This is a genomic window from Neobacillus vireti (assembly GCF_001026695.1).
Lineage (GTDB): Bacteria > Bacillota > Bacilli > Bacillales > Cytobacillaceae > Neobacillus > Neobacillus vireti.
Genome location: NZ_LDNB01000017.1, coordinates 413,222 through 436,683 on the forward strand (window position 1 = coordinate 413,222; position 23,462 = coordinate 436,683).

Genomic DNA, 23,462 nt, shown 5'->3' on the forward strand with positions numbered 1-23,462 from the left:
TCACTTCCCTTTCCAATAAAATTCAGTTTGTATATCCACTTTAAATGATTCTAATGTATCATCTGTGACTGGATACCCTAGACATAGCCACCAATTCATCAAATTAGGGGTTTCATGCCATGCACCCTTTTTATCCATTAAGTAACGTCTGCCAACATTATTATTAAATTTGACATTGTAACCTTTGTAAGTTGAATAATTTACTCTTTCATACTTAATTTGTGAGATACAATCTTCTGATAGATGGCTAAATACTTCATGTAATTTACCTAGGAATTTTCCGACTTCTACATTGAATTTTGCATCATAATGGTACTTTTGAATGTCTTGTTCATTTATAGACATTGTTTTCACTCCTTTCATTGAAATAAAAAAGCCCCTGCATATTTGCAGAGTGCTTAAATTTTTTAAATATTATATAAAACCATTTAAATCACTATAATCTTCTACTTCGTTCTTATTTACTTTGATAATTTCAATATCTTTTAATGTCAACCTATCACTAACCTTGTCTTTTTCTAACTCACCTGTTTCCCAGTGATAAGAGAAACTAGTAAAGATAAATGTGTTAGTTTCCTCAACAAATGAAACATCTTGAAAAGTAAAATTCCGATTATTTCTTTGTCTATCTTGTTTATATGTCACTGAATACCTGAAATTATCATCGTAAACAAATTTCTTAATTTCATCAATTGTTTGTAACCATGCTTTATCGTGCATTAAAGTCAATCTTTTTTCCATATCTTTGTATTTCTGAACGTCAGAATTCACAAGTACACCCCCTTCCGTCTACTTATTTCGACACAAAGGTATTTATTTCCTCTAATTTCCGTTATTAAATGCAGGTTGATTTTCCCACTCTTTTTGTTTCTGTTTCTGATCCCATTTATAGAATTGTTCTAATTCTTTATTTGTTGCTTTGTTTATGTCTGAATTTACTGGTTCTGTATCAAAAATTGTTATTGTACTTAAAAGTTTAATTCCTCCGAATAGTAAACCTAATATCATAATGGCAGATACCAATAACCCTAGTGGACTTGTTCTTCGATACCATACATTTCTATCTTCAATGTTTTCAAATATTCCGTTGTAAACAGTTTTACAATTAGGACATGTGTACAATTCATTAAATTCAGCCGAAGAAGCATTCGATTTAGATAAATCAAAATCAGTACCTTTAAATTTATGCGTATGTCCACAATCACATTGAGCAACAAAACCAAATGTACCTATCTTTCTCATCTTTTTATAGGGCAATTGACCAAACAATTGTATCACCTCAACTCGATAATAATTTTTGTTTTTGTCGGTTAAATTCATCTTGTGTTAGTAATCCTTGGTTAAGTAAATCTGAAAGTTTTTTTATTTCATCAGCGACGGATAAATTTCTTGTAGGTTCAACTTTTATTTCCTGTTTCTTCTCAAGTGATATAGGTTCATCCTGTTTAATTAATAAACTTAGCAAACTATGCCAGTGATTAGCAGAGTTTATTGCACTTTTATATTTTGGATTATCTTTTTTAATTGGAAATGGTTTACCGTTCAAATCAATAACATCTGCTGTAAGAAAATTAATTATTTTGATTGGACTTTTAGTGTTATTTACAACAACTTTTAAATCAATCTTATTTATTTCTTGTTCAGATGATTTCTTACCGCTAAGCCCCCCTACAACTGCACCTACACCACCTGCTAAAACTCCCCCAATAATTGCTCCACCTATTTGAGAAGATCGAGATGAAGTTGTAATTGTTTTTCCATCTTCCAGTATTTCAGATTCAATAATATCTTTATATTCGTACATTTCACTTGAATTGGTTTTAGCAAAAATAAAACACACTTTTTTTCTTTCTTCATCTAACAGGATACTACTTTGAATATCATACGACTGGTATTTTTGAGATACAGTAAAATCTGTTAAATGAGTTTGCATTTCATGAAGTTTATTAATTTTTGCTTTTAGAATCCCTCTTTGCTTTTTACCATCTAAATTACCAAAATAAATGCCACCGCCAAAAAATATTATTAAGAAAAATATTCCTAAAACGGGTGAAACAGAGAAACCCCAAAATATTAAATATAAAAAAAATAATGCTAATATCCCAACAAGACAACCCATAGTATCCCTCCCAACATTATTTACAGTTAAATATTACCACAATTATAGGAGGAAAGTATTTATATTTCCGAATATTTTAATTAATTTTATTATTAAGGTAATAATATAAAAAACACCTCCAGTTCAATTTGAAGGTGCTTAATTAAATTTTTTCTTGGGTGTGTAAAATGGTATGCTGTAGGGAAAATTTTCCCAATTAGGGGTATCGAAAATAATCAATTTCCTTCAATTTATCCTCTAAAATCGAATTTTCAACTGGAATTATACAGATTTTATACAAGAATCATGTATAAAGGTTGCCTATATAATATCTGTTATACCGCTATTCTATGAATACTCATTCATTTACCATAATTTAGGTTAAATTAGCCAACTTAATTGCGTAAAATAAATATTTTACGAAACGAACTGTTGTTCCTGTTTTATTCTCAATATCGAAATTCCTTAAATTAAAATTTTCACCAATTTATATAATTGTTTTATTATACTGACCGCCCACATATATAACATGAGCGGGCAAAGTAACATATTACTCTACCCTCTCACCCTATGCTATTCCTACATTTCCATTAATATTATTTCCCATTATTTCCTTCACTCATAATTCGATTCATTTCAAACTGAACATCAGTTGTATACGGACTATCCTCTAGTATCCCTTCTAAACTGATAGCACCCATTTCCCTTAATGCCTTCAAGTTCTCAATAATCTCCTTATCATTACTTGGAGTAGCATACTGGAATACCATATCTAATGATTCAAATTCATCATCACTAAACTTAACACCCCTATACTCCAATAATTTCCTTATCTTTTCAAACCGTTGCTCTATACCTTCACGCATATACTGTTCATTAATGCTTGCTTTAATGTTAGCCAACTGAAACAATAACTTGATACTGACCTCTGACAAGTTGCTAATGTCTGTCTTGTTAAGTGATACAGCAGGTGTCTGTGATACGTCTAGTAGTGACTGTAACAATGTCTTATAAATGACTTCAAATGATTTGTAGTCCAACCCATTACTCACTAACTTGAAGTCACTACCATCATCAAGAGTTACGCCACCACCGATTACATGAGTAGGTAATCCCTCACCTTTTAATTGTTGTCCAATGGCTACTGGAATAGGATTCATGAACTTATAGAAGGAATCTGTATATTTAGAGATCAAGTCCTCCATACTGTCCAATATCGCTATCCAATCATCTAATTCACTTTTTCCTTCTGTATCACTTAATTCATTCTCATTGTGATAAACAATCGGCAGCCCACTTAAATTGGCATAGCGTTCTGTTAATCTTAATTCACCGCCAGCATTGTTATATTTGCTTACAGTATCTTCCTCATAGACAACATAATATTCTATCCCATCGGACATATACGCTTCTATAAACGATATTAATTCATTCTCATGGTCATATACAGGATAACCTTCACTTGAATCAATTAACTTGGATTTAATAACCCCTTTGTCCATATAGACATATTCAGCCACACCGCCATATTTAAGCACCTTATCCAATACTTTAATATTTATGCGGTCATATTTTCCTTTACGATTAACCCTTTGCAATTCCGTTACAACCTTCTCATTACCTGTAAAAGTCAAAGGATTCTGTAACAAATAAGCCTTCTGAAAGTTTAATAGCGTTTTAGCATATTGCAATACAATCTTTCTCGGATTAAACTCTTTACCGTTGTATTTGTACGATTGTCTTTGAAGTATTTTATGATTTCCATTCAAATATTCCTTTTTATCCAATACATTCATAACTCTTTGCTGATTATGTACTTCTGAAACAAATTGAACGAACCAATCAGATTGACCATCATACTTTTCACGAATGTAATTTTCTAATCTATTCAATACAATCACCCTTTCTAATGAAAATAAAAAGAAGTCAGATTCTAAATGAACCTAACCTCTAAATGTCTACATAATATTTACTTTGTTTCATGGCTTGGCACATCATAGCAACAGAAATAACCAAGTCATCATGCAAGTTTGCACCCTTTTTATTGCCCATCTTACCTTTATTTTCTTGAAAAATTTTCATTTCTTCCAATGTCTCGACACATTCAATGTTAATCATGCCTAATTCAAAGTTTTCCTTTAAATCATTAATAATTATTGGCTTAGTTACGTTAGTTGTCATGAATCCTAATTGCAGTTTCTTTTTCCCTTTTTGGTCAAATACTTTTTGCTTCAATAGATTCATGTAATTATATTCTTTCCGCAACTTCTCCAATAATGGCAGTCCATAACTATTCCTTTCAACGCATAGGAAGGCATAATTAAAAAACCTTCCTAGGGAATTTACAATCTTTGCAAACTCATAGACAGGAATATCATTAGCATAGAAACTAGCCATTTCTTGACCATCTGCGTTGAATATACTTATTGTAGAATTGTCATTATCTCCACCAGTACCACTGGCAACATCAACACCGCCATAATGTTTTATACCACGTTTTGGCAAATGGAAAATAAATAGACTCTTATTAATGTATGGCTTTAAAATGTCCGGTAATTCATCATATACAACATTTGTTGTAAGAGGAGGAATGACATTCTGTAACCGTTCATTAATCTTCTTAGTATCAAATACCGCCACATTACTTGTCTGAAATGCTTCGTCAGGAGTTGTCGGAAATTCCCTTTGAAACTTTTCTAATGAGTTGGTTTCAACATAATACCGCCTAAACATCAATTGTCTGAAACTAGCACCATATTTTTTATGTAATTCCTTTTCATCATGCTCTAAGTCCTTAGAGGACATTCTAGCCCCTTTGTTATGTAACTTGAACCATTCCTCGGCTTCATCAAAACTATGTCTAAATTGGTTACTGTAAGCCTTAGCAAGCCAACTATAAAAGTGTGCTTTCCAAACACTTTCCTTTCCCCTAAATGCCTTCATAAACATTTCTTGATAGACATTATAGCCCATAGCAGTGGATTCAATTATGATCTTACTGTTTGGATTCTTTGCCAATGCAGGAATACTAGTTGCAATGATTTCCTCCTGGGCTTCATTTGGGTATTTTGCCATTTCCGATAGGTGGATTAACTCAAATGTGTTTCCACTTATACTATCTTCACCTCCAGCAGTAGCCATCTGAATACGACTACCATTTTCAAAGTATATTTCATCCCTGTTACTGATTAATTTCTTAGGGAACAAGGAAGGATACTTTTCATGTGGAAGGAATTGATACATTTTATTGATACGTCTTAATAATGACTGCGTTACTTTATTATGATGAGTCATCATTAAATAGGAAGTATCGGGCTTGGTGATTGCACTATATAACATGAAACTTAAAGACCATGTAGTAAATCCAATCTGGCGTCCTTTGAGTATGATATTATATTTTGTCATTTCCTCTGTGAAATTTTCCTGTTCAGGATTTAATACAAAGGGAATACTTTCACCGTTATTATCAATAATCTTAATAAAATTCTTTGCAAATAATCGAAAATCACTCATTACCTTTTGTAATGCATTATTATTTTTATTTTTAACCGCCACTATCTCACCTCCAATACAAAAGGGTGCCATAATAGACACCCCTTAATCTAAAACTAATCCGTCATCATCTTCTGAATCATCTTCAACAACATTAAATGTCTTAGCAGCCAATTTTGCATTTACTTGAATATCCTTCTGCATAGACAAGAAAAGACGGATAGATTTCTCATCCCCGTCTTTTGCTTTTTCCGATACAACTTTATATATAATGTCAAAGTCATTTGCCACTCTACTTTCCAATAGCAACAACAATAAATTTTTATATTCTTGACTGCGTTCCCACTTGATGAAACCATTAAGTGTCTTAGCACCGATCATTCGTAAAAATTCTTCTTCTGTTTTTACAGGAAGAGTTTGGACAAAGCGGATATTATGCTTCCATTCAAAATATAGTTTCTTTTTATATTCTACATTCTTCAATGCTTCATATATGTTCATAGAGATTCACCTTCTTGCTTATCTATTAATTGATTAGCACATTCAAGAATTTCAACATTATATTTAGCAATTTGTTTATCAAGAAATTCAATCGTTTTATCGCAAGAATCAGTCATTTCTTCTGACAATTTAATTAAAACTTGGATATCCTTCTGCATATCGTAAATGATACCTTGAGATTCATTAATAGTATCATGGAAATTTTGGAACAATTGCTTAGTTTCAATTTGTGTTTGTGCTTTCTTAGTGAAAAGACTTTTAATTAAATCCCAATTTAGATGACTTGTTAATTTATCAAGATTATCTCCAATTTTCTCCATATCCTTTTCGATTCTTTCATTTTTACGATTGCTGAATAATTTTTTCATCATAAATATTCCTCCTAGAATTTGTGATAGAAATAGAAAAAAGGAAGATGATATTTCATCCTCCCTAAAAATATAAATATTATGTAAATGTAAAATATAAACAATTAATTTTCATAATGAGCAAACTCGTTTTGCGAATTGTAATACTGAATATTATATATGTATCTTAATTTGTATATTATCTGTATATTATATTATAGTCTTATTAGGGTGTAATTTATCTTGGAAACTTTTCCTAATATCTCCGATTTTTTTCTTATTATCTCGGAATTTTTTCTCGTTATCTCCGAAAGTTTACACCTAGGTTTTTCAGTCATAAATTAAGCCGATTTCTCACTAAAATTTTCGATATTCTCATATCTTATAAAGTAGTGATTATTATACTTTGTGAACAGATATGATTCCGTTCCTTTTTTCGTTGTGTAATAAGCATGTTCTGATTCATGTTTTTCAATTTTAAGTAACTTATGTTTTTGCAATAATTTATTATATTTGATAACTGTCTTTTTAGTCATCCCTAATATTTCTGCTGTTGTTTCTTCTGCAACATAACAATGATTCTTATTAGTTTTAGAATTAATATAACTTTTATAAAAATAGAGTAATCTAATTCCACTATGACCAACTGCATCAATTATATTTTTATTCAATACTTCACTTGATAACTGTGTAAAAAAACCTTCTTTATTCATTTGGGGAATAACTTCTTCATTAAGAATAATTTCAATTCCACCTTTTCTCGGCAAAGTTTCCACTTTATTTTTAATTGCCCCTTTATCATAAAGCCCTTTTAGTGTCTCCTTGAATGTATCGTTATCTTTAATTCCACTATAGAACATAACATCTTTATGTAAAATTCCAAATGTTAATGACTTTTGAGTTTCAGGAATCCTGTAATAAATTTGAATCAACTTTGCAAGTAAAACAAACTCTTTATCACTATATTCTTTGTTTTTAACAATTTCTGTTGGAACTTGAATTTTAAATGTTGTCATTTTTCATTACCTCCGAATTTTAAATAGAATTTTTATAGAGTTAGATTATCTTGTTTTGTATTCATCCAGTGCTTTCTGTAATTTTCCTTCCTCATCAATGTGATATAGGGAAAATAATTTTTTTGTCTTAACGTCTTGTGCCACCGTAATTAATTGAATGTCCTTTGATTTAAGAAAATCTGATACTGCCTTGTTGTAACAGAAAAAGTATTTCATTTGAATCCACCCCCCTATATACGAATTATTATATGATAATTTTTATTAATGTTCGTGTTTTGCTATAAATTTATTATAATATATAACTTATTGTTCGTAAATAAGGGATGACGATATATTTCATCCCCTTATCCTTTGTATGTATAAGAAACATAGTCCTTGCCAGTGAAAGCGAGAGATATTAATTCTGACATGTCAGGAATACTTTTTGCTCCCAATTTATGACCATCACGAACACGCTTTGCGTATAGTTTGAATTGTTGGTCAGGTAATTCTAATTTCCAATCTAAATGTGACTGAATGGCTTCAAGGTTAATATTGGATTCCAAATAACCATTTTCATCCAGTCGTATCTTTTCATTTAATCCATAGTCCTTTTGTAACTCATAAAAAAAGTTAGGTGTTCTTTTGTCTAGTACATCTACTAAACTTCCGAACCCTAACACTTCTAACCAATCAGTATGTATTTTTTTGAAAAAGTCTTTACTTGCATAATGTCCTTTAAACGCTGAATCACACGCAAGTAATAATTCTTTTCCAATGTCACTTTTAGGCAGCGGTATATCGTAATAACTCATTATCAGCATTAATGTGGAAAATGGATATTTCTTGTAGTAGTTTTCACAACTAATACCCTTGTAGAGATTCATGTTCATGCAATAGGGATTGAATTTACTATGTGAAAATTGTCTACTAACATGGTTATCAAAACAACGTGTACTTCTCGTGAAAGCCATATCCACACCAATTGTTGGTGATTCTGTTTTCTTATTTATGTAAAAGTTTTCAAAGTCGTAAAAGTAATTAATATCCCATAATCCAAGTGTCATATCTGTTAATAAATTACATGATAATAAACTGTCGCTATCATCACCGAGAATAAGATCATGTTCTAATTGCGTGTCATTCGCCCAATCTGGACATTGTTTTTTATAATATTCGTTCATTGTTACAAGTGAAAGAGAAAATTCTCCCACTATCCTTCTAAGTTAAAGCCCTAACCACCAACTAGCACGAAAATAATGCTAATTGATTCCTCCTTTTAATCCTCATAAATAAATTTCTCAACCGCCAACTTTGGACAGTGAGATTATGATTAAAAGAAGGTTGTGGTCATGGCGAATTATTTACGCCCCTTTTCACTTTTTCACCTCCACTTTCTTGAATAAATTTTTGATTATTTGTTATCTATGTATTCTCTGTATCTTGTTAATTTGGCTTTTGACATTCCTGATTGCCCTAGTTCGTAACGTGAAATTAAACTTTGTGAGCAAGGAATGTAATTGGCAAGTTCAATCATCGTGATTCGTTTTTGTCGCCTTTTAAGAAAATATTCCTCCTTGAGACTCCTTTTGATAAAATTAAAAGAGATAAGCCCAAACTTGGACTTACCCCTTTCAAGTTATGTATAGAATTATTTTACAGTTAATACTGCAACGCCTTTCTTAGAACCCACTTTAAGAGTTGCTTCAGCGATAACTTGACCTTTTACATTATCACCTGTTTTCGCAAGTGGTTCAAAGTGTGGTGAACGTAAATAAGCAAGGTCTACATATCCGTCATTGAATACAATCATCTTGTCAACAGGAACATGTTTAGAAAGAACAAAGTTTACTGTTCCATAGTTTGTATTAATAGAATCAACAAGTAAACCGAAAGAAGTAGTTACATGAGTATAACCGTATTTATCTTTGTAAATAGCGTCAATTTGTTCTTTAATATCAGCATTTACAAACGCATAAACAGTTCCATCGGCTAAATCCTGTTTCCATAGGTTACGCATAACTTTTTTAACATCATCTTCCGTAACTGCACCAGTAACCGCAACTGCATTAGAAGGGTCTGCCATTTCAATAAGTCCACTTAATTGACGTTTGAATGGGGCAACAGAACCATCATTCTTTAATCCATTGATAAATTTCTTTTCCATATTAATTTTCAATTCAAGTAAACGATCATTAACTTCTTCTGCAAATTGAGTTGATTTCATGGCAACGGCAGTTCCACTAATTGAAGCACCTTTCTTGAAAATTTCAAGAATGTTATTTAGTTCGGCTCTTGCAGTTTCATAGAATACAACATCATCTGAACCTTCAACCGCTGATAAATCGTCAGTGTGGTCAAGTGTCTTTTCTCTCCATGTATAAACAGTAGATAATGCTTTCTCAATATTACCTTTAGCCATTAACATAGATGTAAATGGTGTTGCTTGTACTCCAATTACTGCGATTTCTTTCGCTAGTGAAATTTGTTCTAATTCAGTAAAGTTAGTAGATTTAAACATTAATATATTCTCCTTTAGTGTCGGTCACTACCCAATATTTTTTAATATAAAAAGCACTCCAACAATTGTTAAAGTGCTAATTAACCAAATAATTTACTTAATTTTGTTGCAATCATACCTTTTGTGTCACCTTTTGAAGCAAATACATCATATTCATTTTGGTTCTTATGGTTACTTGGAACATATCCTGTTGCAACTTTAATATCATTTACAATTTGTGTAAGTGAATTTACAACTACTTTCAATTCATCTTCATTAGATATATTAATAATAGAAGCAAATTGTTCAAGTCCATTTTCTTTTAATGAAAGAGATACTTCTTTTTTCCATAATTCCTCTTGCTTAGTTTGAATTGCCTTTTCTTCATCTGATAACTCTTTTGGCTTGTATTGAAGCAATCCATCCCTTTCTTGAACAATTGGATTATATTCTTTTTCCAACCATTCATTTTTTGCCTTAGTGATTTCTTCTAGCAACTGTTCTTGCGTAAATGTAACTTCTGACATTCTATATCCTCCTTTGATTAAATAAATTTGACTTCTACCTTTGCCCTTGCGAGGATTGGCTTATTATTAACGCTGCCGGCAAACTCGAAAATAAATTCGTTCAATTCACTGGCAGGCACATAATCATAAAAATAGACACCGACTGATTTTTTGTCGCTGTCTTTAATGGCTATTTCTTCAATTTTAGTTTTATCATTTTTATAGATGGTTAATTTTATATCTGTTGGGTCAACTGACTGACCATTAATATTATTAAAATGTACTTTCAATCTTATTGTATCCCCTTGATACATTACTTCATCACCTCCACAAACGAAGGATTTACAACATAAGAAACAGCGGTCATATTATCCATTTTGAAAGCCCTAGAAGTGTTTTTTAGTGTACTTACATAGGCATTAGGTGTAATTGTATTCAATGGATATAAGACCACTGTATTACTTGATAATGGCTTTATATGGGCTATTAGATTCTGGATTGTTTTAGATTCTCGGTGAACACTTGAACCAATTGGTAAAATGAAACTATTAACTGATTCAGTAGCACTTCTGACTGTCCTAGAGTATTTTTCAGCGGTTGAATTTATTTGTGATAGATAAACCTTTACTCGTCTTGAAGTCGCTGTATAACGCTTAGAATTAGTCAAAATGGAATCTATGAAGGTGTTTAATTGTTTCTTTGACTTTTGACTTTTTCTAATTTTTGAGTAAATATTGTTTGTCAATGAATTAACTAAAATCTTTTCCACTTTTGGTGGTGCTATCGGTAATCCAAACACTTGCAAATAGGGATAGTCACTATTCATTGCCCATACGGTAGAAAAATCCCAATTTGTATAAGTGGATTGAGTTTTCATTTCTGCTGTGGTCTTTCCTGAACCACCAACTGAATAACTTAATCCGCTTGTTTGAGTATCCCAAAAAGAATTTTTCACATTTGTAGCGGCTTCATTATCACCAATTAATCCACCTGCTGGAAATGATGTTCCTACCTCTGTGTGAGTGGATTTTCCGATTGAATAACAATTCTCTACAATTGCGGTGGACGTAGCAATATAACCAACTAATCCACCTACACGAGCCAATCCAGTAATATTTGCATGAGAATAGCAATTTTTAACCGAGCCATTAACAAATTGTCCAACGATTCCACCGACCATATACCTTCCAGTAATTTGTCCTTTTGTGTAACAGTTTTGAATTGAACCACTATCTAATTGTCCTACAATTCCACCTATCCAGTTAGCATTTCCACCACCCGAAATATTGCAATTTTCAAGTCCTACATTTTTAATTATTGTTGAAGCATTATTTATTACACCAAATAGTCCAACATAAACTGTGGATTCATTGATTGTAAGATTCTTAATCTTATAGCCCTTGCCATCAAATGTACCTTTAAAGGAAGGTGAATAACTTTTGCTAATTGGAATAAAGTTCCCCCAACTACTCATGTCAATGTCATTTGCTAATTCATAATTGCCAGTAAGATTATTCCTAACATTATATAAATCTTGTGGTGTGCTAATTAAAATAGCCATTTAATCAGCCCCTATACTTTTGGAACTTCAAGTGAGTGAATAACCGTCAATTCGTCTTGATCTGATTCCATAGTGAAAGATGTAAATGATTCTACACTATATGGAGTTCCACCAGTAGCCACATCATAAATAGCCGATTTACTAAATGTTTTCGGTTTGACAATATCAGTGTCAGAACCTTTTACAACAATTTGAAGTTTTAATGTTTTTTCTCCTGTTGCATGTGTCCATGTTACTCTTAAATCACTAGGAGATAAGCGAACAATTTTGTTGCCAGTGTCATCTTGCAATTCGATATACTTCCAATTGGCTTGCATGTAATTTCTTATTGCTTGATAACCTTCTTGTTTAATTTCAGCCATTATTTATCCTCCATTCATAATTATGATAAAACTCTCGTTTTATTGGGTTTTTATATTTGCTATTTGCATTTCTAATCTTTCTAAACTCTGAACAATTTTTTCTTGTGCAAAATTTTGTTTTTCAATTTGTGCTGCCAATCTTTCTTCTCGTTGTTTAGATTCTTTCCTAGTATCAATAAGTAACCAAACAAACAGTACACAAAATACTCCTTGCGATAACCACATCTCAATCGGAATAGAAGATATATCCACGATAATCACCTCCCATAAAATTAATAAATATGAGTATTATTTAAAAAGAAAAAAGGACACTCATTAACGAGTATCCCAAGAAAGCGGAGATCAAAAAGCGACCCTATTAAGGAGGTAGAAGAAATTTCCTTCTACCTATATATCATTTTATTTATAACCCAAATTTTTAATAATATCATATATCAAACTACCAAGTCAATAAATTCATCATATTTTTCTTCTCCGAATTTATCAACAATATTTGAATTTATTTGTCTAATATTTTTACTTACTTCTTCTAAGTATGTATTAAACGCCCTGAGTACAGTATTTCTTACCTTGTCTTTTTCAATTTCTGACAATATCAAACCATTTTCATTGTAGATTAATTCATTTAAAACCCTTCTAAATAAATCATGTTCATTCCGTTTCAAACTGTCTAAAAGAACATCTAACACCGTTAGCGGATTTTGTGCAAGATTCATTTTCTTTTCATTATGTATTTCCTGTTCTCCAACTTGGTAATTATCTTGCAGAAACTTGATTATGTATCCGAAATAATCGAATTGGTCATTAATGTCAAACTGAATGATATTATTATATGTATTTATGAAAGATTTAATTGTATCGTATGTATTAAGAGGGTTTTTCAATGCCCGATATGTACGGAAATTCAAATATTCCTTTTTAATTCGTTTGGTTAATGCTTTGATATGTTTATGTATGTTTTCTTGAGTACAGTTTAATTCTTGGGCTATTCGCTCTTGAGTCTTTCCAGTTTGCATTTGACAATAAATTTCAAATTGAGTTTCAGATAAAATATTCTTCAATCCACCGATGGATTTAATAAACTTGTCAAACAAATTTATGTCATTCGGTTTTATATATCTGTCATTTGCCACTTCATCATATAAAGATGAATATTCTACATTACCGTCATTATCGTGTAAAACTTGGTGTTCAGGAAGATTCTTTTCGGTTTTATCTTTTTCGGCTGTTACTTGATTTTGGACACGACCATTAAGCCCTTTATTAAACCAAGCAATTATTTCATTAGGAGTTCGTGATAAATCCACTTTGGTACTATTAAATAGTTCTTGTATCGACTTAATCACATAAGTGTCTAAATCTTTACGATCAATCCAGTAAAACTTCTTAATAATATTTTTATATGTACTTTGTAATGCTCTATCCGTAAATTTAAGATAATAAATTTTATCCATTTCACCATTATTATTTTTTTCAAGAACTATCTCTGTTGTGAATAATCCTCTTAACACCAAATCCCTTTGTTCGTCATCCGAAGCGTTTTTGTACTCCACAATATAATCTTTTAAAACTTTCATCTAACTACCCCCTATTTTTATTATTGACACCTGCAATTAATGGACTTATAATGTACTCAAGATGTAATTTTTATAGTATGATATTATGGTATATTTATGCCCATAAAAATAGGTGTCTCTTTGATTATCCTATGTTTTTACATATGTTACAATAGGTCTTTTTATCTATTTTTAGAAATATTTTAAGCAGGTAGATTAGATTCCTACCTGCTTTTTATTTTATTCTTAATCGTTGAAAGTTACCCTTTCTCTTTCAATCCGTACATGTAATTGACGTTTAAAATTCATTATATCTTCATGATGGGAGTAGTCACGACTCTTTGAACATTCCGCAACAAACTTAGTGTAATAGGCAATGGCTTCAATGAGAGTGGCGAATGAGTTAATGTTTTTCATCATTATTTTCTATCCCCTTTTGATTTTTTATAAATTAGAAAGTGGGCTTGTTGATTTTGCCATTTCAACAATTCTTTCGTCATTTAAGGATTGTAAGTATCTAGTTGTGATAATTGTGCTTTCATGTCCAAGCAACCGACTTAAACTGTACACATCAAGACCTAACCTCAGTTGTTTTTGGGCATAATAATGTCTTATGGTATGAGGTGAACAACGTACAGAATCTCTAACCTTTGCTTTCTTTCCTGCATCTTTAATAATCTTTTCAATCATAGTTACGGTTAACACTTTTCCATTTCTCGATAGAAAGTAATTTGAATCTGTAATGGATTTATCTTTAAAATATTCGGGCTTCATTCGTTCGTATTTAATCATGTACTTTTTCAACATTGGGCTAATGTATAAATGTCTCTCTTTGTTTCCTTTTCCATGAATCCTAATGACAGTATCCATAATGTTTAGATGTGTAAGCGAGCATAATTCAAGATTCCTGATTCCTAAATCAACGAAAAACATGATGATAAGTTTATTTCTTAATTCCAAATAATTTCTTCCGTTATAAATATTAATCATTCGTTTAATTTCATCATCCGTAAACGTCTTAATAATGATCTTTGGTTCTTTCATAAACTTGACGGAAAGTATAGGATTCCTTTTTTCAGCAATATAACCTTCTTCAACTATAAATTTAAAGAAAGACCTCATGCACTTGTGAACAGAGTTAATATACACTTCTGTTAAACCCTTCTGCTTCAAATTCATAAAATAAGACTTAATATGTTTTGTTGTAACATCTTCAACTTCTTCAACATCAAATTCATTTTTTAAGTAATTATGAAATGCTCGGTTATTGTTTTTATACCCCTTAATCGTCCTTGGAGAATAACTTTTAATTTCCAAATCAAATAAAAATTCCTTGTATACATCTTCTAAATACATAAAAAACCCACCCTCATATGAATTTCTCATACAAAAAGTGAGTTTTATGTTTGTCATCATAATTATTATGATTTTTATGAACGTATATCGTTACTCGTTAAATTTTAGAAAGAATAGTTAGGTGAATTTTAGATGAAATGCCCCTACAAAGGTCTGCCTTTTATTAGGTTTATTCCCCTAAATCGACGTTGTGGTACACTTGCTGAACGTCTTCTAAGTCTTCTAATACATCAATCATTTTTTCAAACTTGGCTAGTCCGTCTTCTGGGAGTGCGATTTCGTTTTGTGCTAGCATGGTTAGTTCGGCAACGGTAAATTCCGAAATGCCAGCAGTCTTGAATGCCTCTTGTACGGCATGGAACTGGTCTGGCTCGGCATAAACGATAACCGAATCGTCTTCCTCTAAAATGTCGCGGACATCAACATCAGCTTCCATTAATAGTTCAAGTACCTCATCGGCAGTTTTCCCTTCGACACCGATGACGGCAGTTGCATCAAACATATATGCTACCGATCCGCTCACACCCATGTTTCCGCCGTTTTTACCAAAGGCTGCACGTACGTCTGAAGCGGTACGGTTAACGTTGTTCGTTAAGGCATCGACGATTACCATAGATCCGTTGGGTCCGAAGCCTTCATAACGAAGTTCAGTATAGCTTTCTTCTGAACCGCCTTTTGCTTTTTCAATCGCACGGTCAATAATATGTCTTGGTACATTGTAGGTTTTTGCACGTTCTAGGACAAATTTTAATGCTTGATTTGATTCTGGATTGGGATCACCCTGTCTTGCGGCTACATAAATTTCAACGCCAAACTTGGCATAAATACGACTCGTATTGGCATCCTTTGACGCTTTCTTTTCTTTAATATTATTCCATTTACGTCCCATTATGAACACTCTCTTTCCACTTTAAACTACACAAAATAATTATAATAGAAAAAGTCATCATTTCAATACTTTTTCAAAATAACAATCAACCATTCTTTACTTCAATACTATTATTCACACCGTACTTTCGTTTTTACAATAATATTATACCTTAATTAACGCATTTGTTAAATATCCATTGACTTCCTCTATCGTTATCCCCCGTATTTTTCTGCTTCAGCTGGATAAAAGCAATCTATTTTCCATAACGAGTCCCCTTTGTTCAACAGTTGATATTTGCAGAACCCCTTTACATAGATTTTCGTGGAATTCGTGAAAATCGGGTACAAACCTAGAGCTTGTCATATTCGTGACACATATAAATGTAGTACAACCTGACAACAGGGGTAGATGCAAGGGGGGGACAGGAGCGGACTACTTTACTGAGGACTAGAGGAGGCAGTTGCTTCTCATGAAACATCATGAATCACTTGCAAATATGAAAGGGGAAAACCATGTATCTTCAACCAATGATCTGGATTACCATATTATCATTTGTCGTTACACTTATCTTAATTCTTTGGAGGCCGCGGGGAATTAACGAAGCGATACCGGCCACAATCGGTGCGATTTTTGTATTAATAAGCGGAAGTGTTTCCTTGTCTGACCTCGGAATCATCACTGAAACAATTAGCGGTGCAGCGATAACCATAATCGCAACGATTGTAATGGCAATCGTCCTCGAAAGTTTTGGATTTTTCCACTGGGTGGCAGAGAAGCTCGCTGCCAAAGCTAACGGGTCAGGAATTCGCTTATTCTGGTACGTCAATCTGTTATGTTTTCTGATGACCCTGTTTTTCAATAATGATGGCAGTATCTTAATCACAACACCTATTCTTGTCATGCTGTTAAACAATATGGGCTTAAAAAACCATCAAAAAATTCCTTACCTATTATCAGGCGGCTTAATAGCTACCGCTTCAAGTGCTCCAATAGGCGTCAGTAATATAGTAAATCTGATTGCCCTAAAAATCGTCGATATGAGCTTGTATATGCACACGGCGATGATGTTTGTACCAGCAACACTTGGTCTTCTGTTATTAGTTGGTCTCTTGTTTCTACGGTTTTACAAAATCCTGCCAAAAACCGTCCCTACAAAAGTAACCGGTCTTACACTGCCAACCTATCACCCACTGAAGAAAGAACCTATTTACGCATCAGATAAAGCCCGATCTAAGTTTATGCGCAATGTTCTGCTGTTTGTCTTTGCTGTCCGTGTCAGTCTCTTTGTTGCATCGTATTTAGCCATTCCTGTTTCGGTTATGGCCGTCATCGGATCACTTATCCTTTTAGGCTGGAGATGGGCATATTTAAAAATACCTCCATACGATATGCTGAAAAAGACACCTTGGTATATTTTAATCTTTGCTTTTAGCATGTATGTCATTATTTATGGTTTGAATAATATTGGCTTGACCGATTGGCTGATTGCTTTCATGCGTCCGATGGTTTCCGGAAGTCTGCATCATGCGAGTATCATGATGGGAATTCTCCTATCCGTTCTTTCCAATATCTTTAATAACCACCCTGCGCTCATGGTTGGTACTCTCACATTAACACATATGGGCCTAGACACGCTCACCTTGAAAGTTTCTTATCTTGCCAACGTTATTGGCAGTGATATGGGGTCGTTGCTACTACCAATGGGAACGCTGGCAACATTGATGTGGATGCACATTGTCAGGAAAGGGAAAGTCAGAATTACCTGGTTTGAGTATGTAAAAATAACCGCAGTCGTCATCCCTCCAGCAGTTTTGTTTACATTGATCGTTCTATCTCACTGGGTTACATGGATCTTTGGCGGAGCACTTCAGTAATAAGAAGCATCCAGATAAAGGAGAATAAACATGAATGACTTTAAAGAATTATTAGGAAAAAATATCGAAATTGAGATTTCCGGAAAGAATTTTTACTCTGGAATACTGGTTGATAGCGGGTTAGACATCATTGTTTTATTCGTGGGTAAAACGGGATCCTTCCTCTACATTCCGGTTGTTCATATTCAACAAATGAAAGAGGCTAAAAAAGAGGAGGATACGATCTATTACGAGCCGCCCTCAGAAAAGCCACTTGAAACAAATTCACAAGTCGTCTCATTTCGCGGAATTTTAAACAACGCCAGAGGCAGGTTTGTCGAAGTATATGTAACGGGGAATAAATCGGTTCATGGCTATTTAACTAGTATTATGAACGATCACTTTGTCTTTTACTCTCCAATCTATAAAACTTTGTTTATTTCAATGAACCATGTGAAATGGCTGATACCGTATCCAGAAAACGCCACACCCTACTCCTTAAGTAATGAGTCACTCCCGGTTAATCCCACGAACATTCCATTAGCCAGGACCTTTGAAGAACAATGCAAAAAATTAGAGAATCAGCTGGTGGTGATCGATGGAGGCGACAGCAGCGAAAAAATAGGCTTTCTTGAAAAGGTACGTAATAAGAAATTGACTCTCATTACAGCCGAAAGGGAAAAAGTATTTCGAAATCTAGACCACGTCAAAACCATCCATTTACCGTAACACAAATAGGAAAATTGGAGGGTAGTGATAATGATTTTAAAAATCGAAAAAAAAAATAATCCATCCTGTATCGGCGGACAAAGATGGATAATTCTTTCACTTCGTAATGTTCATTGACCGTGGCAATGCCCCACGGTCTTTTTTTATATTTCCTTCACTATGATAAAATATGAAACAAAGTCTCGAAATGTTCAAGACATTAAAAAACAAGTTCATTAAGCTTTTTCAAATATCGTGTGAAATAACTACACTAGCATCTGAAACAAGGTGCTGTCTTTGTTCACTTCGCGATATAAAAATCCCTTCGTTTTAATCCGTTCAATAAGAGGGAAATAGTCGTGCTTATCCTTTAGTTCGATTCCAACCAATGCTGGTCCCGTTTCGCGATTGTTCTTTTTCGTGTATTCAAAATGACTGATATCATCATTCGGTCCAAGAACATCAAACAAGAATTCACGTAAGGCTCCAGGACGCTGCGGAAACTGGACGATAAAATAATGCTGCAGGCCCTCATAAAGCTTCGAACGCTCCTTGATCTCCTGCATCCGGCCGATATCATTGTTACCGCCGCTAACAATACAGACCACCGTTTTACCCTTAATTTCCTCTGCGTATGTATCCAAAGCAGCAATGGATAAGGCTCCGGTCGGTTCGACAACAATGGCATTTTCATTGTAAAGAGATAAAAGCGTGGTACAAACTTTGCCCTCTGGTATGACGATAATATCATCAACGATTTCCTTACAAATGCTGAAGGTCTTGGTTCCGACCGTTTTTACTGCAGCGCCGTCAACAAATGGGTCAATGGTTTTAAGTGTGGTTACTTCCCCTTTTAAAAACGACTCTTTCATCCCCGGCGCACCTTCTGGCTCGACCCCAATTAATCGCGTTTGCGGTGAAAAGTGCTTTAAATACGTTCCCACTCCAGCCATAAGACCGCCGCCGCCGATTGCTCCAAATAAATAATCCATTTTTACAGGACAATCATTAAGTATCTCTACGGCAACTGTTCCTTGGCCGGCAATCACATCATAGTCATCAAATGGGTGGATAAATGTCCGCTTTTCCTCTTGACTGCAAGCCATTGCTTGTTCAGAAGCATCATCAAAGGTATCGCCTGCTAAGACAATCTCAACACTGCCCTTACCCCAAAATTTAACTTGGCTCACCTTTTGCTTTGGAGTGGTGGTTGGCATAAAGATTTTTCCATGAATTTGTAACAGGTGGCAGGAATACGCGACACCTTGAGCATGATTACCGGCGCTTGCACAGATAATTCCGTTTTCTAACTCTTCAGGGCTTAGTTTTTTAATTCGATTATAGGCACCGCGAATTTTGAACGAACGGACGCTTTGCAGATCCTCGCGCTTCAAATACACATTGCAATCATAGCGTTCGGATAGTAAGTGATTATATTGCAAGGGAGTGGGTGAAATCTCATCCTTGATGGTATGACTGGCAATGATAATATCCTCCACATTAAACACTTTTTTCTCAACTTTTTGATTCATTTTCTTTTTCCTCCTATTACGAATAGCATTTTTAAACAACAAAAAACCCGCCCCAGTGTATAGGGACGAGTTTACTCGCGATACCACCCTACTTCCGCAGCACCTAAATGACTGCGGCTCTCGATTGACGTACGTTTGACTTGTACGTGTTCCGTTGTAACGGCGGACTTGGCCGGCCTAGCTTACTTAGTCTCTTCAGCTACGCATCTCGGAGATGATCTTCAAATAGTCCTGCCATCGACTCCCACCAAATGTCGACTCTCTGTAGTACAAGGTCCTATCCTACTCTTCTCGTCTTCGATTCATGTTAAATTATAAAAATAAGGGTAACACGGGAAAAGAAGTCCGTCAATGTTTTTTGACTATTTTAACTATTTTGTCAATTATAAAGCGCTTTCATTAAATAGCTGTAAATGAAAAAAGCTGTTTTCATATGAAAACAGCCAATCCTAACCTGAAAACTTTACTTATTTTAAAGTGTCACAATAATCGGTCCATTTTTAGTCAAGATCATTGTATGCTCATACTGAGCGACAAAGCTTTTTTCTGTAGCGTAGGTCCATTCGTCATCTAGTTGAACTACTTCCTCTTCCAGGGTAGAAATAAACGGTTCAAATGCGATAACCATCCCCTCTTTGAGCAATTCATCGTCCCACGGCTCATAATAATTATAGACATAGTCAGGTGATTCGTGGATGGAGCGGCCAATCCCATGTCCTGTGAGATTTTTGATGACAGTTAATCCATGCTGCTGTGCTGTCTTGTGGACAACCTTGCCAATGCCGCTTTTCTTCGCACCTGGCTTGCATTTCTTAAGCCCCGCTTCAAAGGCAAGCTTCGCTACCTCACAAATTTTAGTTAATATTTCATCCCCTTTTCCGACAACAATAGAAATGCCGGTATCAGCGAAATAACCGTTTTTTGAACCGGATACATCGATATTAACTAGGTCCCCTTCCGCGATAACCCGAGGACCTGGAATACCATGGGCTACCTCCTCATTTACACTTATACACGTGTACCCGGGAAAATCATATTCCCCTTTTGGGGCGGAAATAGCCCCAGCCTGTTCAAATAACTCTCCTGCCAAGTCATCAAGTTCCTTCGTCGTGACCCCAGGTACTGCTCTCTGTACCAATTCATCTCTTATGGAGGCAACAATTTTACCAATTTCCTTTAAACCATTAAAATCTGCTTCTGTTTTTGCAATCATTATTTTTCTCCACTCATATATTTTTTGACATCCATTATTATATTGTACTTTTATTTTTAAAAATAGCCAGAACTTAAGCTTTCGTTGATCATTTTACTATTTTTTGATATTCAATTAGCGTTAATCGATCATTTACTTTATATTCTCCCTGTTTTTGATAGCCCAGTTTTTCGTAAAAGTACCGATTTCGACGATTATCCTTTGGTGTGTCAAGGCTCCACGTTTTCACTTTAGGGAAATTTTTTTCGATACTTGAAACAAGCTTACCGCCTAACCCTCTATCTTGGCAGCTTGGATGAAGGAATATTCGAAACAAGCGGTAATGGGTATCGGACACCTTCACAACGCAGATGCCGCCTGCTATCTTGCCGTCAAGGAAAATCGTGTAATGGAAAGAGTTGTTGATTTTATATTTAAAAAACTCCAATGTTTCCGCGGCTGGACTTGATTCAAAATCTCGATACTTTTTCAAGTCGGCTTGGAATGCCTCTTTCTGAATCGACAACAGCGCTGCTGCCTCTGACAATTTTGTTTTTTCGATTTTTAAAGCCATTTTCTCACCTCTGATTACATTTCAATCAGTATATGAAATGATCACTGTTCATGAAATGAAATCACAGCAAAAAGACCATTAAAAACTATGGCCTTTTATAAAGTTTACATAATATTATTATTTCCTATTCAATATCCTAATCTAACTCATAATAACCACAAACGACAATTCCTACTGCTTTTGCTGCTACGAGAAGTGAATCTTCATCGATATCAAATTTAGGATTATGATTAAAATATGGTTTTTCCACGCCCTTAGGTGTACAACCGATATAGAAGAAGCATGAAGGGAATTTTTCAGCATAATAAGCAAAGTCTTCGGATGGCGGCATAGCTGGCCACTCTTCTACTTTTGTAATATCTTTATCATTAGCACTCTTTAAGAATTGAGCAACTTTCTCTGTTAATTCTGGGTTGTTATAAAGTGGTGGATAATCATTTTCGTAAGTTAGCTCACATGTTACACCAAATTCTTCTTCGATTCCTTTTACAATACGTTTCATTTCTTTTTCAATGGTGGCTTTTGTTTCGACCGTCATATAACGAATATCGCCTTCAAGCTCTACGCTGTCTTTAATGACATTAAATGTTCCCTTCCCATCAAAAGAACCAATAGTAATTACGCCAATATCAAAAGGACTTAAGCGACGGCTAATAATGGTTTGAACGGCTGTAACGAAATGAGCACCTGCCACAATGGCATCATTCGCTAAATGTGGTGAAGAACCATGGCCGCCCCTACCTTGAATTTTTAATTTCATATAAGCCCTGCCGTTAAAGGAAAAACCAGCATGGTAACCAACAACTCCAGCTTTGTCCATTGGCAGCAGATGGATGCCAAATATATTGTCTAAGTCGTCAAGAATGCCAGATTCGACAATACTTTTTGCCCCGCCTGGCGGAACTTCTTCTGCATGTTGGTGAATAATTTTGATGGTACCAGGAATTTCATCCTTTAATTGAATGAGGCAATCCGCTAAGATTAACAAATAGGCTGTATGTCCATCATGCCCACACCCATGAAAAACGCCTTCATTTTTTGATTTAAATGGTAAATCTGTTTCTTCGACAATTGGGAGTGCATCAAAATCAGCGCGCAAACCAATATTTTTCCCAGGCTTTCCGCCTTTAATGGTTACGATAACTCCGTGTCCATTTCCTACATTCGTTTGAACTTCTACGTCCTTACCTTTATAAAAATCAATAATATATTGAGCTGTTTTTTCTTCTTTAAAAGAAAGCTCAGGATTTTCGTGTAGATGTCGGCGAATTTCAATCATTTCTTCTTTACGCGCTTCTAACATTTCCATTAGTTTACTTTTCATGATCTAACCACCTTTTTATTATTTTCGAAGCTGTGTTAAAAGTGAATGTTAATTTCCGTTCCAGGCGCTTCGCTTTCCGCGGGGCGGGCGGTGAGCCTCCTCGGCGCTAAAGCGCCTGCGTCACCTGTCCCGCT

At 34.3% G+C, this 23,462-nt stretch carries 27 protein-coding genes and 1 other annotated feature; of the genes, 2 read left to right on the plus strand and 25 right to left on the minus strand.

The annotated features are described in order from the left end of the window. The 21 genes from AA980_RS22160 to AA980_RS22250 form a co-directional block, all read right to left on the minus strand. Positions 1 to 345: a hypothetical protein gene (locus tag AA980_RS22160; RefSeq protein ID WP_034724265.1), complete on the minus strand. Its 345-nt coding sequence runs from the start codon at positions 343 to 345 to the stop codon at positions 1 to 3. A gap of 69 nt (positions 346 to 414) precedes the next feature. Next, positions 415 to 771, minus strand: coding sequence for a hypothetical protein (locus AA980_RS22165; RefSeq protein ID WP_024029002.1), 357 nt, complete (start codon positions 769 to 771; stop codon positions 415 to 417). 51 nt (positions 772 to 822) lie between these two features. Further along, positions 823 to 1,269 carry a hypothetical protein gene (locus AA980_RS22170; RefSeq protein ID WP_152681194.1) on the minus strand — a complete coding sequence of 149 codons (447 nt, stop codon included), beginning with the start codon at positions 1,267 to 1,269 and terminating at the stop codon, positions 823 to 825. A 10-nt stretch (positions 1,270 to 1,279) separates the two neighbouring features. Beyond that, complete coding sequence (locus AA980_RS27955) at positions 1,280 to 2,119, minus strand: SHOCT domain-containing protein (protein WP_024029000.1); 840 nt, start codon at positions 2,117 to 2,119, stop codon at positions 1,280 to 1,282. Between the two features lie 575 nt (positions 2,120 to 2,694). Next, positions 2,695 to 3,999 (minus strand): phage portal protein, encoded by a 1,305-nt coding sequence (locus tag AA980_RS22180; protein ID WP_235815160.1) that lies wholly within the window; start codon positions 3,997 to 3,999, stop codon positions 2,695 to 2,697. 49 nt (positions 4,000 to 4,048) lie between these two features. Then, positions 4,049 to 5,653 (minus strand): terminase large subunit domain-containing protein, encoded by a 1,605-nt coding sequence (locus AA980_RS22185; protein ID WP_034724268.1) that lies wholly within the window; start codon positions 5,651 to 5,653, stop codon positions 4,049 to 4,051. A 42-nt stretch (positions 5,654 to 5,695) separates the two neighbouring features. Then, a complete protein-coding gene (locus AA980_RS22190) occupies positions 5,696 to 6,091 on the minus strand; it encodes a hypothetical protein (RefSeq protein ID WP_024028997.1) in 396 nt (131 codons plus the stop codon). Beyond that, a complete protein-coding gene (locus AA980_RS22195) occupies positions 6,088 to 6,462 on the minus strand; it encodes a hypothetical protein (protein WP_024028996.1) in 375 nt (124 codons plus the stop codon). The genes AA980_RS22190 and AA980_RS22195 overlap by 4 nt, the downstream gene beginning before the upstream one ends. Before the next feature lie 317 nt (positions 6,463 to 6,779). Then, on the minus strand, positions 6,780 to 7,454 hold the full coding sequence (locus AA980_RS22200; protein ID WP_024028995.1) for a hypothetical protein: 675 nt from the start codon (positions 7,452 to 7,454) through the stop codon (positions 6,780 to 6,782). 45 nt (positions 7,455 to 7,499) lie between these two features. Next, complete coding sequence (locus AA980_RS27545; protein WP_162837351.1) at positions 7,500 to 7,670, minus strand: hypothetical protein; 171 nt, start codon at positions 7,668 to 7,670, stop codon at positions 7,500 to 7,502. Between the two features lie 128 nt (positions 7,671 to 7,798). After that, positions 7,799 to 8,647, minus strand: a complete 849-nt coding sequence (locus AA980_RS22205) for a hypothetical protein (RefSeq protein ID WP_024028994.1) — start codon at positions 8,645 to 8,647, stop codon at positions 7,799 to 7,801. A gap of 437 nt (positions 8,648 to 9,084) precedes the next feature. Beyond that, positions 9,085 to 9,954 (minus strand): SU10 major capsid protein, encoded by an 870-nt coding sequence (locus AA980_RS22210; protein ID WP_024028993.1) that lies wholly within the window; start codon positions 9,952 to 9,954, stop codon positions 9,085 to 9,087. Between the two features lie 80 nt (positions 9,955 to 10,034). Continuing rightward, on the minus strand, positions 10,035 to 10,460 hold the full coding sequence (locus tag AA980_RS22215; RefSeq protein ID WP_024028992.1) for a hypothetical protein: 426 nt from the start codon (positions 10,458 to 10,460) through the stop codon (positions 10,035 to 10,037). Positions 10,461 to 10,477: 17 nt separating this feature from the next. After that, a complete protein-coding gene (locus tag AA980_RS22220; protein ID WP_235815159.1) occupies positions 10,478 to 10,729 on the minus strand; it encodes a hypothetical protein in 252 nt (83 codons plus the stop codon). Between the two features lie 23 nt (positions 10,730 to 10,752). Beyond that, a complete protein-coding gene (locus AA980_RS22225; protein WP_024028990.1) occupies positions 10,753 to 12,000 on the minus strand; it encodes a GLUG motif-containing protein in 1,248 nt (415 codons plus the stop codon). 11 nt (positions 12,001 to 12,011) lie between these two features. Continuing rightward, the gene (locus tag AA980_RS22230; RefSeq protein WP_024028989.1) at positions 12,012 to 12,362 is read right to left on the minus strand and encodes a hypothetical protein; all 351 of its coding nucleotides are present in this window, start codon (positions 12,360 to 12,362) and stop codon (positions 12,012 to 12,014) included. A 39-nt stretch (positions 12,363 to 12,401) separates the two neighbouring features. Next, positions 12,402 to 12,614, minus strand: a complete 213-nt coding sequence (locus AA980_RS22235) for a BhlA/UviB family holin-like peptide (RefSeq protein WP_024028988.1) — start codon at positions 12,612 to 12,614, stop codon at positions 12,402 to 12,404. Positions 12,615 to 12,796: 182 nt separating this feature from the next. Then, positions 12,797 to 13,939 (minus strand): hypothetical protein, encoded by a 1,143-nt coding sequence (locus AA980_RS22240; protein WP_024028987.1) that lies wholly within the window; start codon positions 13,937 to 13,939, stop codon positions 12,797 to 12,799. A 225-nt stretch (positions 13,940 to 14,164) separates the two neighbouring features. Then, entirely contained in the window at positions 14,165 to 14,338 is a 174-nt protein-coding gene (locus tag AA980_RS27360; RefSeq protein ID WP_024028986.1) for a hypothetical protein, read from the minus strand. Between the two features lie 24 nt (positions 14,339 to 14,362). Then, entirely contained in the window at positions 14,363 to 15,274 is a 912-nt protein-coding gene (locus AA980_RS22245) for a tyrosine-type recombinase/integrase (RefSeq protein ID WP_024028985.1), read from the minus strand. Between the two features lie 169 nt (positions 15,275 to 15,443). Then, positions 15,444 to 16,163, minus strand: a complete 720-nt coding sequence (locus tag AA980_RS22250) for a YebC/PmpR family DNA-binding transcriptional regulator (protein WP_024028984.1) — start codon at positions 16,161 to 16,163, stop codon at positions 15,444 to 15,446. 494 nt (positions 16,164 to 16,657) lie between these two features. On the opposite strand from AA980_RS22250, the gene AA980_RS22255 reads away from it, so the two are divergent. After that, positions 16,658 to 18,019 carry an arsenic transporter gene (locus AA980_RS22255; protein WP_024028983.1) on the plus strand — a complete coding sequence of 454 codons (1,362 nt, stop codon included), beginning with the start codon at positions 16,658 to 16,660 and terminating at the stop codon, positions 18,017 to 18,019. Between the two features lie 30 nt (positions 18,020 to 18,049). Beyond that, a complete protein-coding gene (locus tag AA980_RS22260; protein WP_024028982.1) occupies positions 18,050 to 18,727 on the plus strand; it encodes a hypothetical protein in 678 nt (225 codons plus the stop codon). Between the two features lie 245 nt (positions 18,728 to 18,972). Here AA980_RS22260 and ilvA read toward each other — a convergent pair whose 3' ends face one another. The 4 genes from ilvA to AA980_RS22280 all read right to left on the minus strand — a co-directional run bounded on the left by ilvA (position 18,973) and on the right by AA980_RS22280 (position 23,328). Beyond that, a complete protein-coding gene (gene ilvA / locus AA980_RS22265) occupies positions 18,973 to 20,238 on the minus strand; it encodes a threonine ammonia-lyase IlvA (RefSeq protein WP_024028981.1) in 1,266 nt (421 codons plus the stop codon). Between the two features lie 58 nt (positions 20,239 to 20,296). Next, positions 20,297 to 20,545: a binding site (T-box leader), on the minus strand. Between the two features lie 165 nt (positions 20,546 to 20,710). Beyond that, the gene (gene map / locus AA980_RS22270; RefSeq protein ID WP_024028980.1) at positions 20,711 to 21,451 is read right to left on the minus strand and encodes a type I methionyl aminopeptidase; all 741 of its coding nucleotides are present in this window, start codon (positions 21,449 to 21,451) and stop codon (positions 20,711 to 20,713) included. 88 nt (positions 21,452 to 21,539) lie between these two features. Next, the gene (locus AA980_RS22275) at positions 21,540 to 22,004 is read right to left on the minus strand and encodes a GNAT family N-acetyltransferase (protein WP_024028979.1); all 465 of its coding nucleotides are present in this window, start codon (positions 22,002 to 22,004) and stop codon (positions 21,540 to 21,542) included. Between the two features lie 136 nt (positions 22,005 to 22,140). Then, a complete protein-coding gene (locus AA980_RS22280) occupies positions 22,141 to 23,328 on the minus strand; it encodes an amidohydrolase (protein ID WP_024028978.1) in 1,188 nt (395 codons plus the stop codon). Positions 23,329 to 23,462 lie beyond the last annotated feature (134 nt).

What these genes read in the sequence shown, in the direction of transcription:
- AA980_RS22160 (WP_034724265.1), bottom strand. Translation starts at nt 345, where the DNA reads ATGTCTATAAATGAACAAGACATTCAAAAGTACCATTATGATGCAAAA.
- AA980_RS27955 (WP_024029000.1), bottom strand. Translation starts at nt 2,119, where the DNA reads ATGGGTTGTCTTGTTGGGATATTAGCATTATTTTTTTTATATTTAATA.
- AA980_RS22190 (WP_024028997.1), bottom strand. Translation starts at nt 6,091, where the DNA reads ATGAACATATATGAAGCATTGAAGAATGTAGAATATAAAAAGAAACTA.
- AA980_RS22195 (WP_024028996.1), bottom strand. Translation starts at nt 6,462, where the DNA reads ATGATGAAAAAATTATTCAGCAATCGTAAAAATGAAAGAATCGAAAAG.
- AA980_RS22200 (WP_024028995.1), bottom strand. Translation starts at nt 7,454, where the DNA reads ATGACAACATTTAAAATTCAAGTTCCAACAGAAATTGTTAAAAACAAA.
- AA980_RS27545 (WP_162837351.1), bottom strand. Translation starts at nt 7,670, where the DNA reads ATGAAATACTTTTTCTGTTACAACAAGGCAGTATCAGATTTTCTTAAA.
- AA980_RS22210 (WP_024028993.1), bottom strand. Translation starts at nt 9,954, where the DNA reads ATGTTTAAATCTACTAACTTTACTGAATTAGAACAAATTTCACTAGCG.
- AA980_RS22215 (WP_024028992.1), bottom strand. Translation starts at nt 10,460, where the DNA reads ATGTCAGAAGTTACATTTACGCAAGAACAGTTGCTAGAAGAAATCACT.
- AA980_RS22225 (WP_024028990.1), bottom strand. Translation starts at nt 12,000, where the DNA reads ATGGCTATTTTAATTAGCACACCACAAGATTTATATAATGTTAGGAAT.
- AA980_RS22230 (WP_024028989.1), bottom strand. Translation starts at nt 12,362, where the DNA reads ATGGCTGAAATTAAACAAGAAGGTTATCAAGCAATAAGAAATTACATG.
- AA980_RS22240 (WP_024028987.1), bottom strand. Translation starts at nt 13,939, where the DNA reads ATGAAAGTTTTAAAAGATTATATTGTGGAGTACAAAAACGCTTCGGAT.
- AA980_RS27360 (WP_024028986.1), bottom strand. Translation starts at nt 14,338, where the DNA reads ATGATGAAAAACATTAACTCATTCGCCACTCTCATTGAAGCCATTGCC.
- AA980_RS22245 (WP_024028985.1), bottom strand. Translation starts at nt 15,274, where the DNA reads ATGTATTTAGAAGATGTATACAAGGAATTTTTATTTGATTTGGAAATT.
- AA980_RS22250 (WP_024028984.1), bottom strand. Translation starts at nt 16,163, where the DNA reads ATGGGACGTAAATGGAATAATATTAAAGAAAAGAAAGCGTCAAAGGAT.
- AA980_RS22255 (WP_024028983.1), top strand. Translation starts at nt 16,658, where the DNA reads ATGTATCTTCAACCAATGATCTGGATTACCATATTATCATTTGTCGTT.
- AA980_RS22260 (WP_024028982.1), top strand. Translation starts at nt 18,050, where the DNA reads ATGAATGACTTTAAAGAATTATTAGGAAAAAATATCGAAATTGAGATT.
- ilvA (WP_024028981.1), bottom strand. Translation starts at nt 20,238, where the DNA reads ATGAATCAAAAAGTTGAGAAAAAAGTGTTTAATGTGGAGGATATTATC.
- map (WP_024028980.1), bottom strand. Translation starts at nt 21,451, where the DNA reads ATGATTGCAAAAACAGAAGCAGATTTTAATGGTTTAAAGGAAATTGGT.
- AA980_RS22275 (WP_024028979.1), bottom strand. Translation starts at nt 22,004, where the DNA reads ATGGCTTTAAAAATCGAAAAAACAAAATTGTCAGAGGCAGCAGCGCTG.
- AA980_RS22280 (WP_024028978.1), bottom strand. Translation starts at nt 23,328, where the DNA reads ATGAAAAGTAAACTAATGGAAATGTTAGAAGCGCGTAAAGAAGAAATG.